The organism is Limosilactobacillus sp. (assembly GCF_022482365.1).
Classification (GTDB): domain Bacteria; phylum Bacillota; class Bacilli; order Lactobacillales; family Lactobacillaceae; genus Limosilactobacillus.
In genome coordinates this window covers 1777300-1792045 of record NZ_JAKVPE010000001.1, presented here as the reverse complement: position 1 = coordinate 1792045, position 14746 = coordinate 1777300, and the positions used below count along the sequence as shown (strand labels likewise).

The 14746-nt window shown below is 53.8% G+C and carries 11 protein-coding genes and 1 other annotated feature; of the genes, 6 read left to right on the top strand and 5 right to left on the bottom strand.

The features are described from left to right. Nucleotides 1–54: 54 nt before the first annotated feature. On the bottom strand, nucleotides 55–1089 hold the full coding sequence (locus LKE23_RS08395; RefSeq protein WP_291976893.1) for a YdcF family protein: 1035 nt from the start codon (nucleotides 1087–1089) through the stop codon (nucleotides 55–57). A gap of 93 nt (nucleotides 1090–1182) precedes the next feature. Then, complete coding sequence (gene manA, locus LKE23_RS08390) at nucleotides 1183–2148, bottom strand: mannose-6-phosphate isomerase, class I (protein WP_291976892.1); 966 nt, start codon at nucleotides 2146–2148, stop codon at nucleotides 1183–1185. Nucleotides 2149–2340: 192 nt separating this feature from the next. Beyond that, nucleotides 2341–2583 (top strand) — a binding site (T-box leader). Nucleotides 2584–2677: 94 nt separating this feature from the next. Between manA and LKE23_RS08385 the strand changes: the two genes are divergently transcribed. From LKE23_RS08385 to LKE23_RS08370, 4 genes are read left to right on the top strand one after another with little or no spacing between them, the layout of a single operon-like run. Next, on the top strand, nucleotides 2678–3532 hold the full coding sequence (locus LKE23_RS08385) for a MetQ/NlpA family ABC transporter substrate-binding protein (protein WP_291976891.1): 855 nt from the start codon (nucleotides 2678–2680) through the stop codon (nucleotides 3530–3532). Nucleotides 3533–3549: 17 nt separating this feature from the next. After that, nucleotides 3550–4614 (top strand): methionine ABC transporter ATP-binding protein, encoded by a 1065-nt coding sequence (locus tag LKE23_RS08380; RefSeq protein ID WP_291976890.1) that lies wholly within the window; start codon nucleotides 3550–3552, stop codon nucleotides 4612–4614. Further along, nucleotides 4589–5296 carry a methionine ABC transporter permease gene (locus tag LKE23_RS08375; RefSeq protein WP_434737597.1) on the top strand — a complete coding sequence of 236 codons (708 nt, stop codon included), beginning with the start codon at nucleotides 4589–4591 and terminating at the stop codon, nucleotides 5294–5296. Before LKE23_RS08380 ends, LKE23_RS08375 begins: the two co-directional genes overlap by 26 nt. A gap of 39 nt (nucleotides 5297–5335) precedes the next feature. Continuing rightward, entirely contained in the window at nucleotides 5336–6478 is a 1143-nt protein-coding gene (locus tag LKE23_RS08370) for an ArgE/DapE family deacylase (protein ID WP_291976888.1), read from the top strand. 519 nt (nucleotides 6479–6997) lie between these two features. Here LKE23_RS08370 and msrB read toward each other — a convergent pair. Together msrB and LKE23_RS08360 are read right to left on the bottom strand one after the other, a co-directional pair. After that, a complete protein-coding gene (gene msrB, locus LKE23_RS08365) occupies nucleotides 6998–7423 on the bottom strand; it encodes a peptide-methionine (R)-S-oxide reductase MsrB (RefSeq protein WP_291976887.1) in 426 nt (141 codons plus the stop codon). 199 nt (nucleotides 7424–7622) lie between these two features. Next, nucleotides 7623–8624: a D-2-hydroxyacid dehydrogenase gene (locus LKE23_RS08360; RefSeq protein WP_291976886.1), complete on the bottom strand. Its 1002-nt coding sequence runs from the start codon at nucleotides 8622–8624 to the stop codon at nucleotides 7623–7625. Between the two features lie 197 nt (nucleotides 8625–8821). Here LKE23_RS08360 and LKE23_RS08355 point away from each other — a divergent pair, with 197 nt between their 5' ends. Both LKE23_RS08355 and LKE23_RS08350 read left to right on the top strand, forming a co-directional pair. Continuing rightward, a complete protein-coding gene (locus LKE23_RS08355; RefSeq protein WP_291976885.1) occupies nucleotides 8822–8953 on the top strand; it encodes a hypothetical protein in 132 nt (43 codons plus the stop codon). Between the two features lie 109 nt (nucleotides 8954–9062). Then, the gene (locus LKE23_RS08350) at nucleotides 9063–10871 is read left to right on the top strand and encodes a heavy metal translocating P-type ATPase (protein WP_291976884.1); all 1809 of its coding nucleotides are present in this window, start codon (nucleotides 9063–9065) and stop codon (nucleotides 10869–10871) included. A 139-nt stretch (nucleotides 10872–11010) separates the two neighbouring features. Here LKE23_RS08350 and LKE23_RS08345 read toward each other — a convergent pair whose 3' ends face one another. Then, complete coding sequence (locus LKE23_RS08345; protein WP_291976883.1) at nucleotides 11011–14649, bottom strand: mucin-binding protein; 3639 nt, start codon at nucleotides 14647–14649, stop codon at nucleotides 11011–11013. Nucleotides 14650–14746 lie beyond the last annotated feature (97 nt).

The following is a 14746-nucleotide window of genomic DNA, read 5'->3' as shown; positions in this document are numbered from 1 at the left end:
TTTAGGTCTTAAATTAGGGAGCAAATTCGCAACTTTTTATAAAATGATCAAACTTCAGAAACGCTGGGCCAGGGCATCGAAAATCACCAGGGCGGCAATCCCCACCGCCACCGTCAACTGCATCCGGTAGGTGATCTTCAGGTAGGCCGCAAATTCCCGAACGAAGGCGTTGAGGGTGAAGTACCACCTGGTCTTGGCCCCGTAGCCAATGCACTTGAAGCCCTGCCGTTTGGCAATCAGCAGGGCCCGGTAAACGTGGAAGGAGTTCGTCACCAACGCGACCTGGGCGCCGGGTTTTATCAACCGGTAGGAAAACTTGATGTTCTCGTAGGTCGTCCTTGACTGATCCTCCAGGATGATCCGCTCCGCCGGGACGCCGTGGGCCACCGCGTAGTTTTTCATCGCGACGGCCTCGGGGATGACCTCGTCCGGTCCCTGGCCACCCGACATCACCAGCCTGGCGTGCGGGTGTTGCGCTAGCAGGCCGATTGCCCGATCGATCCGGGCCGCCAGCACGGGCGAGACCCGTTCACCGATCAGCCCGGCGCCCAGCACCACCAGGTAGTCCAGCTGGTGCTTCCCGGGATTATAAAGGTTGAGGATCGCGGTCAGGGCGTACATCGAAACCAAAAACAGCAGGTAGAGGGCCACCAGGCTGACGTACTCGTACAGGTAGGTCGTGAAGCTCTGCCGGGCCAGCCGGCCGATAAACGGCCAGACCACCAGGTAGCCCACCAGTAGGATCCCGGTGGCCAGTGACAGCATATTGCGCACCTGCCAGCCTTCCTTGGTCAGAATCCTGACCCCCTCGGCGAGAAACATCACGACCACCGTCACCATAAACAACAGGGTCGCAATCAGGATCAGCAGGGCGATCGCCACCAGGATGCCGAGCAACACTTTGTGGTCGGCACCCGTCACGTTGAAGATGATCATTGCACCGACTAACAGGAGCACTCCCAGACTGATCACCGTCAGGACGGCTAAGGCACCCGTCCAGAGGGTTCGCTTATCGTGGTACAGAACCGCCGCAAAGCTGCCGGCACAAACCAGAAAAAACGCCAGTGCAATGGTTAAGGAACTCGTCACTGCGTCCACCTCCCAAAAGTTTCCCCCATTTTACCAAATTAAACAGGGACCCGACACCACTAAATTAGCGCCGGGCCCTGCATAAGAATAGCCTTATTCAACCGATTCCGAGGCGATAATCAACATCTTACCGTCCAGCGTCCATTCATCAATCGTGGCTGGCATCAGGAGGTGGGTCCCCTTCTTCAGGTCGTAGGTCTTGCCGGCAGCGGTTAGGGTCCCCTCGCCGTCAATGATTGACATCAGGGTGTACGGACCGTGTTCGTGGCGCCGCGTCAGCTTGCCGTTGACCTCCCACTTGTAGACGCTGAAGAATGGCGAGTCGGGCTGGGTGATCAGCGTGGTAACCGTGGAATCACCGACCTTTTCCGTGGTGCTGTGGAGGGCCGGTTCCTTAAACGGCACCGTCGTCACGCCGATCGACTGCTTGAGGTGAAGGGCCCGCTTCTTGCCGGTCTTCTTGTCCACCCGGTCGTAATCGTAGATCCGGTAGGTCGTGTCCGAGCTCTGCTGGGTCTCCAGTGCCATGATCCCCTTGTTCAGCGCGTGGATGGTGCCACTCGGGACGTAGACAAAGTCACCGGTTTTGACCGGCTTCTTAGCGAAGAGCTTGCCCCACTCGCGCTTGTCAATCATCTCCTTGAGCTCTTCCCTGGTCTTGGCGGTGTGGCCATAGGTTAGGTAGGCGCCCTCGTCGGCGTGGATGATGTACCAGCATTCGGTCTTGCCCAGTTCATGCTCGTGCTCCTCGGCGTAGGCGTTGTCCGGGTGCACCTGCACGGACAGGCTCGCCTCCGCGTCCAGAATCTTGGTCAATAAGGGAAAAACCTTGGACTTGGGATTGCCGAAGACTGCGGGGTGCTGGGCGTAGACGTCCGGCAGCAATTGCCCCTTGAATTCACCATTTTCAATCTCGTTAGGACCGTGCGGGTGGCCAGAGATGGCCCAACATTCGCCGATCGTTCCCGCGGGAAGGTCGTAGCCAAAGTCGGTTGCCAGGCGACGGCCACCCCAGATTTTTTCATGAAAAACGGGCTTTAAGAATAACGGTTCTACCATTAATATCACATTCCTTTGCATGAAGCACTCATCATTTTAACATTTCCTATCATAGCGCTAATTTGGCCAATTTCAACTGCTCTTCCGACAGGTCGATTTAGCGGGCAAATTAATTTTCTTAGAATTTTCTCTTAAAAGTTGTTGACAAAGATTAGATTTCCATTATAATGAACCCATAATCAATTAATCGAAACAAACATATCGAAAAGCAGAGTAAGCAGCCAAGCCTTTAAGAGAGCTTCCGGGTGGTGGAAGGAAGCAGGTCTAACTGCCGAAGATGGGCTTGGAATGGTACCGGCGATAGTTAGTCGGTAACGGGTTAGCACACGTTATTCGTGCTAGGTAATTCTAATGATTTAATTAGAGTAACCTGCTGAGGCTGTACCGGTGACGGTACGGCGAATAAAGGTGGTAACGCGAGCACTCGTCCTTTGAATTAGGGACGAGTGCTTTTTTTATTCTAAGCATTCGATCGTGACGATTAATTGAAACTAACAAATGCATAACAACAAGAAAGGGAGTTTTTACTATGCGGAAGAATCGAAAGAAGAGAAATGCAATTATTTGGACCATCGTCGCTGTCTTAGTGATCGTCTTTGGTTACTTTAGTTTTGTTCGGCCCCATCAACAGGCCAAGCGGACGGTGACCGTCGGGATTATGTCCGGGGACAAGAACGACGAGAACCTCTGGAAGTCCGTTGCCAAGACCGCCAAGAATAAGTACAACGTGACGATCAAGACCAAGGAATTCACCGACTACAACCAGCCAAACAAGGCCCTGCAAAACGGTGACGTTGACCTGAACGCCTTCCAACACAAGCTGTTCTTAAAGAACTGGAACCAGGCTCACAAGACCAACATCGTTTCCTTAGGTGACACCTTCATCACGCCAATCCGGGTTTACTCCAAGAAGTACAAGAGCATCAAGGATCTGCCAAACGGTGCCACAATCGCCGTTCCAAACGACGCTACCAACGAATCCCGGGCCCTCACTGTTCTGAAGAACGCCGGCCTGTTCACCCTGAAGAAGGGCACCAAGCTCGCCACTGCTAACTCAATCGCAAGCAACCCGAAGAACATCAAGATCAAGGAACTGGCTGCTGACCAAACCGCACGTTCCTTAAGCAACGTTGACGCCGCCGTTGTTAACACCAACTACGCCCAAGCCGCTGGCATTAATTACAAGTCCGCCATCTTCGTTGAACCAATCAACAAGGACGCTAAGCAATGGGTCAACGTCATCGCCGTCAAGAAGAGCGACAAGAACAACGAACTGTACAAGGACGTTGTCAAGGCTTACCAGACTGAAAAGACGAAGCAATTCCTGAAGAAGCACTACGGCAGTGCCGAAATTCCAGCCTGGAACCTGAACTTCAATAAGTAATAAGCGGAGGGATTTGCATGGCAGAACCAATCATTAACTTACAAGATATTGATGTGACCTTTAAGCAGGGCAAAAAGGTTGTCCGTGCCGTCCAGGACGTCAACCTGCAGATCCAGCCCGGCGACATTTACGGGATCGTCGGTTACTCCGGTGCCGGGAAATCAACCCTGGTCCGGACGATCAACCTCCTCCAAAAGCCGACCGCTGGGACGGTGACCGTCGATGGCGACACCTTCTTCAGTGACCACCAGCAACGGGTTTCCGGCAAGGAGCTCCAGACTAAGCGCCGGAACATCGGAATGATTTTCCAGCACTTCAACCTCCTAAACGAAACCTCGGTGATCGAAAACGTCCTCTTCGCCCTAAAGCACAGTGACCTGGACGACGACGCCCAGGAAAAGAAGGCGCTCGAACTGCTCGACCTGGTCGGCTTAAAGGATAAGGCCGAATTCTACCCGGTCCAGCTCTCCGGTGGTGAACAGCAGCGGGTCTCAATCGCCCGGGCGCTGGCCAACGACCCGAAGATCCTGATCTCCGACGAAGCGACCTCGGCCCTCGACCCACAAAACACCAACCAGATCCTGGACCTCTTGAAGCGGCTTAACCAGGAGCGTGGCCTGACCGTCGTCCTCATCACCCACGAAATGGACGCTGTCAAGCGGGTTGCCAACAAGATCGCCGTCATGGAACACGGCAAGATCATTGAAAAGGGTGCCCTCCAGGACGTCTTCCTGCGGCCAAAGCAGGAATTGACCCGGCAGTTCGTCGGTGGCTCCCTGGCCGCCGTCGATACCCTGAAGGCCTTCAACCTCGACCACCTGGCCGACAACGAAGAGCTCTTCCAGCTGGTCTACAACGGCAATAACGTCACCCAGTCAATCATCGTTGAGCTCTACAAGCGGCTCAACGTCGAAGCAAGTATTCTCTACGGGAACGTCGAAGTTCTCTCCGGCCAACCGGTTGGGACCCTGTTCGTCGTCGTCAAGGGGGACGATCAGCAGCGCAAGGACGCCGTTAAGTTCCTGCACGATAGTAACGTTACCGTAACCAAGATTGATGATAGGAGGATTTGGAATGAGTAGTATTTTTCCTAACGTAGTGGAACTCGGCTGGTCCGGCGATAACGGCTGGGGCACGTCGATTCTCCAAACACTGTACATGACTTTCTGGCCCGCCATCTTTGCCGGCCTACTCGGACTCTTCTTCGGAGTCGCCCTCGTCGTTACCGAACCCGGTGGCATCCTGGAAAACAAGGTCTGGTTCAACATCTGCGACAAGCTTGTTTCCATCTTCCGGGCCATCCCATTTATCATCCTGCTGGCCTTCATCGCACCGTTCACCCAGCTGCTGGTCGGTACCCAGATCGGGACGACCGCGGCCCTGGTGCCACTGACGGTCGGGGCCTTTGGCTTCTACGCCCGGCAGATTCAGGTGGCCCTGGAAAGCGTTGATCACGGTAAGATCGAAGCCGCCCAGGCCATCGGGGCAACCAACTGGGACATCATCCACGACGTCTACCTGCGTGAAGGGCGGTCCGAAATCATTCGGGTTTCAACCGTTACCCTGATCAGCCTGGTCGGCCTGACCGCCATGGCCGGGGCGATCGGTGCCGGTGGCCTGGGGAACACTGCCATCTCTTACGGTTACGATCGTTTCAACAACGACGTCACCCTGGTGGCCACCCTGCTGGTCCTCTTGTTCGTCCTGATCATCCAGATCGTCGGTGACCTGCTCGCCAAGAAGTTCAACCACCAGGATCGTTAATTTGCGCTAATTGTTTGATTGGAAGGAGTAGTCGTTCTTATGGAAGATAGTGAAAAGGTAAAGATTCTGCAGGACCTGATCAAGATCCATTCCGTCAATGGCAACGAGGTGGCGGTCGCCCGCTACCTGCAAAAGCTGCTTGCGGCCCACGGCATTGAAGCGACCGTCGACGAGTTCGGCGATCACCGGGCCAACCTGACCGCCCAGATCGGTCAAGGCAGCGATCCACGAGTACTCGCCCTGACCGGGCACCAGGACACGGTCGCCGTCAGCGATCCCGAAAGCTGGCAGCACGACCCGTTTGGTGCCGAAATCGACGGCGACCGTCTTTACGGACGTGGAGCCGCCGACATGAAGAGCGGCCTGGCCGCCCAGGCCCTCACCTTGATCGAGTTAAAGGAGGAAGGTCAGCTGCCAGCCGGCACGCTGCGCTTCATTGCCACGGCCGGTGAGGAATACGGGACGCCAGGGGCCAACCGCCTCGAACACGCGGGCGCGGCAAAGGACATTGACGCCCTCGTCGTTGGTGAACCAACCAGCGGCAACGTCATCTTTGCCCACTCCGGCAGCATGAACTACCAGGTCACCAGCCTCGGCAAGTCCGTCCACAGTTCCCGCCCCGCCGACGGGATCAACGCCATCAGCGGTTTGGTTGCCTTCATCCAGGCCGAAAACCAGCTCTTCGACGACGTGCAGGACGACCCTTACTTGGGAAAGCTCCAGCACAGCGTCACCGTCATCAAGGGCGGTGACCAGGTCAACACGATTCCGGACCGGGCCATCCTGCAGGGCAACATCCGGCCCACGGCGGTCTTTGACAACGACAAGGTCATCGCGCGGCTCAAGCAGACAATCGCCCACATCAACCAGACCACTCCTTACCACCTCGAATTAACAATCCTAATGAGCTTTCGGCCGGTGGCGACCGATCCCAAGAGCAAGTTCGTGCAGGGCATCCTAAGTGCCGCCCAGACGAACTTTGATAAGGAGATCAAGCTCGACATCATCAACGGGGCCACGGACGCCAGCGTCTTCACCTTGCACCGGCCGGACCTTCCGGTGGTGGTGCTCGGCTGCGATAAGTGGGAGCGTGCCCACCAAAAGGACGAGTACACCACCATCTCCAGTTTTCTTTCTACCATTAAAACCTACAAACAAATCGTCCATGATTTCTTCGATTAGAAGATTATTAACTCCCTTCCAAACGCTGAGAATTTTCCTCAGCGTTTTCTTTTGGCAATAAGTTGATAATCCGGCGGGTTCATTCACATTTGTTTAAGAAAAGGTGAAGATTCATTTTGGCGAATCATTTTTCGTTCACTATCCACTTTTTGGACAATTTGGACCCTACCACCCTAATGGGAACACACTACCAGATTATTAACTATTCCTAAGCGTTTAATAAGCATTGTCGCCGGTTTTGCTTAGCAAAAAATTACCCAATTATTATCAGCGTAATGGCAGAAACTTGCTATAATATGGGTGTTGAAAGATATCAGAGCTTATTTAGAAAAGGAAGGGTGTTTACCATGATGTCAGCTCTTAGTAACATGATCGCTGTTGTAAGTTTCATTGGAATTATTTTGGCTTCTGCTGCCGGGATGTTTATAGGTGGTAAACCCCAAGAATAACTAATCCAAGCAATTATTCATTTATAAGCAAAGGCCCCAACTCAAACGAGCTGGGGCCTTTGCTTTTTCTTTATTCAAATAATGCACGGTACTGCCCGTAACCTTCCTTCTCCAGGTCGGCCAGTGGGACAAAGCGCAGGGCCGCTGAATTGATGCAGTAGCGCAGCCCGCCCCGGTCGGTTGGACCATCGGTGAAGACATGGCCCAAATGGGAGTTGGCTTGCTGACTGCGAACCTCGGTGCGTTCCATTCCCAGGGACTGGTCCCGTTTTTCCGTCAGCTTGGCGATCGGCTTGGTAAAGGACGGCCAGCCGCAGCCGGCATCGTACTTATCCAGCGAGGAAAACAACGGCTCCCCGCTGACCACGTCGACGTAAATTCCCGGCCGGTCGAACTGGTCGTACTTACCGGTAAAGGGCCGCTCGGTCGCCGCCTCCTGGGTGACGGCGTATTGCTCCGGCGTCAGGCGCCTGCGCAGTTCTTCTTGCTTTTCCATTCTCGATTCCCCCTTTAATTGCAAAAGGGGCCCAGCCGAAACTGCGCCCCAAGTTATTGAAAAAGATAACGTGGAAAATAACCGTGGGGCTAGTGTCTAACTACGGACGAAAGCCGACGCCTTCAGCGCCGACTCCCGCCCTAGGTTAGCCATACGCCCCACTTTAGTGGTTATTTTCCACTTCCAATCTTAATTATACTTATTTAACCTCAACCGGTGAAGCAGGTTGCTCACCCTTGACCAGTGCCAGGTTGTTATCGAAGGCCAGAACGACCATGTTGCGAACCGCGTGTGTCGTGTAGAAGGCCGTGTGCGGCGTTACCAGGACGTTTGGCCGGTCGATTAAATCCTTGAGCCGGGCGTCCGGGAATTCCTTGCCCCGCCAGTCTTCGTTGAAGATCCCGACCTCGTTTTCATAGGTGTCCATCACGAAGCCAAAGAGCTTGCTGGAATCAAGTGCCCGGATGACCGCGTCGGTATCAACCAATGCTCCACGTGAAACATTGACCAGGACCGCGTCATCCTTCATCTTGGCGATCGTCTCATCGTTGATCATCTTGATCGTGCTCTCCAGGGCCGGCACGTGTAGCGAAATCACGTCGGCCTGGCGATAAATGTCATCCAGTGAATCGACGTAGTAGCCGGCTGCTTCCAGCTTCGGGTCATGGAAGACGTCGTAGGCAATAACCTTGGCGCCGAAGCCCTCCATGATCTGCATGTAGACCTGACCAATGTGGCCGGTCCCGACCACCCCGATCGTCTGGTCACGCACCTCGCGCCCGATCGTTGGTGCCCAACGCAGGTCACCCGCGGCAATCTTGGCGTCGAGGACCTTCGTCTGACGCAGGATCCGGGCCGTCTGAATGGCCGCATGCTCGGCAATCGCGTTTGGTGAGTAAACCGGCACGTTGGTGATTTCAAAGCCGCGTGCCTTGGCGGTTGCCATATCAATGTTGTCGACACCGACGTTCCGCAAGGACATCTTGGTAATCCCCTCGTCGGCCAGGGCGTTGAGGGTCTCTGGCGTGTAGTCGAGCTGCTGGTAGACAACCACCCCGTCAGCACCGGCGGCCTTGGCGGCGGTGTCCGGCGTCAGCAGGTCAGCCGTGTAGTCGACCTCAACCTCGGGATGGTTTTTTGCCCATTCCTTTAAGTAGGGTTCTTCATCTTTACGAATACTGTACGCGAAAATCTTGGTCATAGCGTTTCCTCCATTTCGTGGTGCGAATACTGTCAGTTGGGGCCGAGACGGCTCTTCTAATTTCATTATCCCGGAACCGATTTCACAAGCCAAGCAGTCGACCCGAAACATTGCCAATTCTTAAAGAGTTGTTCTTGCTTGATCCCCGCGCCACCAACCGTCATAATTGACCCCAAAGACTTAAAGGAGGCTTTCTTATGTTCGCTTTACCCCTCGGCATCGGTCAGGTTCACGCCTTCCACGAATTGTTCAAGGCCAATCCACGGCTGGCCATTATCGTCCTGCTTCTTCTGATCGCCCTGGCCTTTTACTTCAATAACCGGCGCTAGTCGTCAATCATCTATTTACACTCTTCCACCAATTTGTCTTAAAAAGCTGCGTTAATCCGGCACTTATTCTATAATTAAGATAGTAATACTTTGGGAGGGGTGTTAAATTATGAAACGTTTATCGAATAAGCAAAAGCTGGCCATCATCCTGGCAATCGCCACGGTGGCCCTAATCCTGCAGTACGCTCTTCACCAGCCACTCTGGGCCCAGGGACTGGTCACGATCGTGGGGGCGATCATGGCCATCAACATGTTCATCGGGATGATCAAAACCCTGCGTTCCGGCAAGTACGGGGTCGACCTGCTCGCCATCATGGCGGTGGTCGCCACCCTTTCGATCAGCGAGTACTGGGCCGCCATGGTGATCCTGGTCATGCTGATCGGCGGGGATGCCCTCGAGGACTACGCCGCCCGCAAGGCCAACTCGGAGCTCAAGTCCCTACTCGACAACTCGCCGCAAACCGCCCACCTGCTGACCGCGACCGGCACCAATGACGTTGAGGTCGATCTGGTCAAGGTCGGGCAAAAGGTCCTGGTCAAACCCGGGGAGCTGGTCCCGGTCGATGGACAAATCATCAAGGGGAGCGGATCCTTCAACGAAGCCTCCCTGACCGGGGAATCCAAGCCGGTCGACAAGGAAATCGGCGACACGGTGATGTCCGGGTCGGTCAACGGTGACAACGCGGTCACGATCACCGTCACCAAGCTGGCCAAGGACAGCCAGTACCAGCAGCTGGTGAAACTGGTCAAGGAGGCCGAGAGCACCCCGGCCCACTTTGTTCGGCTAGCCGACCGGTACGCGGTGCCCTTCACCATCCTCGCCATCGTGATTTCGGTGACCGCCTGGTGGCTCTCCGGCGACCCGCGGCGCTTCGCCGAGGTGCTCGTGGTTGCCTCGCCGTGTCCGTTGATCCTGGCGGCGCCCGTTGCCATGGTTTCGGGGATGAGCCGGGCCTCGCGGAACGGGATCGTCGTGAAGACCGGGAGCGTGCTTGAGAAGCTGGCCGCTGCCAAGACGGGCGCCTTCGATAAGACCGGGACGATCACCAACGGGCAACTGACCGTCGATGAGGTTCTCCCGGCTGCCGGTGCTGACAAGGACAAGCTCCTGCAGATCGCGGCCAGCGCCGAACAGGACTCGTCCCACATCCTGGCCCGGTCCATGATTGCCTACGCCAAGGACGCGGGAACCAAGCTCCTGGACGTCAGTGACCTGACCGAAACTACTGGGATGGGGGTTGCCGCCAAGATCGATACTCAGGTGGTCAAGGTCGGCAAGCTCAAGTTCGCCGCGCCCGACAGCGGGCAGCCTCTGCTGAAGACGACCGCCATCTACGTCAGCCTTGACGGCCACTACTACGGGGCGGTCACCTTCACCGACCACATCCGGCCAGAAGCCGCCAAGACGATGACCAAGCTCAAGGAGCTCGGCGTCACCAACCTGATGATGCTGACCGGGGACCAGCGGGCAATCGCCGAGCGGGTCGCCAAGCAGGTCGGGATTACCGACGTCCGGGCCGATCTCCTGCCAAAGGACAAGATTGCCGCCTTGAAGAGCGTGCCGCAGGATCTTCACCCCGACTTCATGGTCGGCGATGGGGTCAACGACGCGCCATCCCTGGTTACCGCCGACGTCGGGATTGCCATGGGGGCCCACGGTTCTTCGGCGGCCAGCGAATCAGCCGCGGTCGTGATCCTAAAGGACGATCTCTACAAGGTTGCCAAGGCGGTGGCAATTTCCGAGGACACCCTGAAGATTGCCCGTCAGGCCGTCTTGATCGGGATTGCCATCTGTACTCTCTTGATGCTGATTGCGACGACCGGGATCATCCCGGCCTTCGTTGGCGCCATGCTCCAGGAAGTGATCGACACCGTCTCGATCCTCTGGGCGCTGAAGGCACGGCAGTTACATGATTAAAAGTGAGTAGAAGGTAACAAAAAGAAGAACCATTCAGAGTTTCAAATGAAATCCTGAATGGTTCTTCTTTTTTGGGGCTTTAAAATGTTGAGTACTGATCATCTAACGAAAGGAGCAATCAAACTATAGCTTTTTGCCCTTAGTTACGCTTCTTCCGCTTGGCCAAGCCAAACATACTTGTCAGTCCAACTAACATCAAGCCGGCAGCTGCGGCTTCGGAATGGTCATTACCAGTTTGCGGTAATTGACTAGCCGACGTTTGCTGGGACTGCTTTGAACCAGCAGCGGATTGTGATTGGACATTGTTAACAACAGGACTAGCGTTTGTCCCCGTTTGACTGTTGCTGGATTGGTTTGAACCAGTGTCCGGCCGCTTTGCTTGCGAATCCGCGCCACTAGCATTCTGTTGTTGGCTCTTAAGGCGAATGATGATCGGTTCGTTGTTGGCCTTAAAGGTATATGAGGTCGGCAGGGTCTGGCCATCGGCGAGCTCATAGCCGTCCGGAATACTGATGTTGAGGGCAATCGTTTGGCCAGTCTTACCACTGATCGTGAAGTCAGAACCAATCTGTTGGTTGGTGTCCGCATCAACGAAGCGGTAGACATTCGTCTGGTCATCGCCGGTGTAGTTAACCACCACGGTCGTATCCGTTGTGGAGCCATTAACCGTTACTTGCGGTACTTCGGTTTGACTAGCCGTGTAACCGGCAACGACTGGGACGGCAACGGCAGCCCATTCACCGACTGACCAAACGCCATAGCTGGTTTGGCCAGTCACGACATCGTAGCTTGCCGTCCGGTGAAGGGTGACGGTTTGCACTTGACTGCTGGTCCCGTCAACCGGGTTATTAATGATGATTGTCCGGGTAACCGTCTTCGTAGCCTGTGGATCCGTAGCGCTGGTATCCCGACGCTGGTGCTTCAGGCGAATAACGATCGGCTGGTTAGTGGCTTCAAAGGTGTACGAAGTTGGCAGGGTTTGGCCATCGGCGAGCTCATAACCTTCAGGAACACTAATGTTAAGGGCAATCGTTTGACCAGTTCTACCGCTAATCATAACGTCAGAACCAACTTGCTGATCATTGTTATCCGTATCGACGAAACGGTAAACGTTGGTCTGGTCATTTGCAGTGTAATTAACCACCACGGTTGTATCCGTTGTTGAACCCGTAACTGTTGCTTGCGGTACTTCGGCTTGACTGGCCGTGTAACCGGCAACGACTGGTACAGCAACGGCAGCCCATTCGCCAGTGGACCAGTCTCCGTAAGTGGTTTGCCCAGTAACGGCATCATAGCTTGCCGTCCGGTGAAGGGTAACGGTTTGGGCTTGCCGACTGGTTCCGGCAACCGGGTTATTAATAATGATTGTCCGGGTGACCGTCTTCGTAGCTTGAGAGTCCGTGTCACTTGTATCCTGGCGCTGGTGCTTCAGACGAATGACAATTGGCTGATTAGTGGCCTTAAAGGTGTATGAAGTCGGCAGCGTTTGGCCATCAGCGAGCTCGTAGCCTTCAGGAATACTAATGTTGAGGGCAACTGTTTGGCCAGTTTTACCGCTAATCGTGACGTCAGAGCCAACCTGTTGATTATTATTGTCCGTATCGACGAACCGATAGACATTAGTCTGCTCATCCCCGGTGTAATTGATCACCACGGTTGCATCCGCTGTTGAACCGGTAACCGTCACGGCTGGAACTTCAGCTTGGCTGGCCGTGTAACCAGCAACAACTGGTACGGCAACGGCAGCCCATTCACCGACTGACCAAACGCCATAGCTGGTTTGGCCAGTCACGACATCGTAGCTTGCCGTCCGGTGAAGGGTGACGGTTTGCACTTGACTGCTGGTTCCGTCAACCGGGTTATTAATGATGATTGTCCGGGTGACCGTCTTCGTAGTCTGTGGATCCGTGTCGCTGGTATCCTTACGCTGGTGCTTCAGCCGAATGACGATCGGCTGGTTGGTGGCCTTAAAGGTGTATGAAGTCGGCAACGTTTGGCCATCAGCGAGCTCATAGCCCTCAGGAATACTAAGACTAGGGCTGAGTGTAATCGGTTGATCTGTTTTGCCTTCGTAAGTATGATCTGAACCAACTTGGGCATTGTTGTTATCAGTATCAACGAAACGGTAGGTGACTGACTGAGGATCAGTTACCATCACGACGTAAACGGGGCCCAAGAGTTGCGTGCCATCAGCTAAGGTAAAGCCGTTACCATAAGAGATGCCTTCGTCATATTTGGCGATCGTTGAGCTATCGGAATCAAAGCTGGCGCCACTAGCGGTGTAGCCACTATCCTTGAAGCCATTGTTGTCCCCAAACTGCTCAATGATATGTGACGCATCACTGCCCGTGTAGCGGTGATAACCGGCCCATTGAGAGGTGTCCGCGAAACCATAAATGTCGCTATAACCATGATCATATATCATGACCTGAGGAGAATGGATATCCCCGGTGCTGCCATTGTAGCCAGCTAGTTGCAGCGGTGATAGAGTGGTGATTCGCTGGCCATCGGTGCCAATAGCGACCACGCTGGGATTTTCCAGATATTTTAAAGTCAAACCGATGGTGTCAGGTAATTTTTCGACATTATCATAATCGCTGCCAAGCAATTGAAGCTGGAAACCAAGGTAACCGATTATATTAATATATTGAGCTAACTGGGGATTATCAAAAACCAAAGAATAAGGTGAAGCAGAATCATTCGAAATAATCAAATAGTAATGGCTCAGCTCCTCATCAGAAATATTAGGCCCAATCAGCCAGCCATTATAGTGATTTGAGTAACTAGGAACACCTTCTTTACCCGTTGGGAAAAGGTACATGGTCGAGCCTTGCAGGAATGTTCCCCCATTAGAACCATCATTGCCGCGGGGGTCATTAGCCAGCTGGTTATCAACACTCGTAAATTCCCATAGTCCTTGTTGGATAATAGTGTTGTCGCTCGCATCCAGAACATCACCGGTATAGGTGTAGGTGAATTTGAGGGAATCGTTGTTGGTTCCCAGCCGGCCGTCATCACTTACGCCAGTCGGTAGACCATTAGCGCCGTAGTTAACCTTGACCTTTTCGTAGTTGAAGGTGAAATTGAGTGATTTAGTTTCATCAGCGTGAACGACTCGGTGATCAGGTGCGACTACCGGAATGTAGATGTATTGTTCACTGGCATTGGTGAAGGTATAAGTGGACGGCACAGTGACACCAGGCACTAGTGAGTAACCAGACGGAACGTTGAGGGTCAAATCTACTGTTTGGCCAACAGTTCCTGAGATAGTACTTTCAGTTCCGACTTCTTTGCTGCCTTCCCGGTAAACGATAGTTGCCGAAGCTTGCTCAGCTGGAGTCTCGCTTGCCGGGGCAGCAGCGACACGCTTAGAGTTAGCGACAGTAGCTGCAGGAGTATTCTGACTACTGCTCTCAGAAGCCGCAGAATTTACTTCTGAAGATAACGTGCTTTCGTTATTTGACGAACTAGCACCAGAATCATTACTAGTCGAAGCTGATGTTGAGTCAGCAGGACTTCCGGAGCCGAGAGTAATAGTATTACTGTTTTGTAAATTAGAAGCACTAGAACTGGTGACATTCTCGCTCGGCATTGCCGTGTTGCCAGCTTGGGTAACTGTAGCTCCCATGGCGTCAGCATGAGCAGTACCTAAAAAGAAGGTGGTGGACAGCAAGACCGAGGCCACCCCGATGGATAACTTGCGCAAACCAAACCGCTGGTGCGTAGCTGCATTACTAATCAATCGTTGCTTCATCAAATGGTTATTCTTAGATAACATAGAGAAAGCCCCTCCTGTTTATTTAGCAATCGATAAATTGCTTGCTTATGTCAGTTAACATTATAACTACTGTTCATGAATAAATCACGGTAAAAGC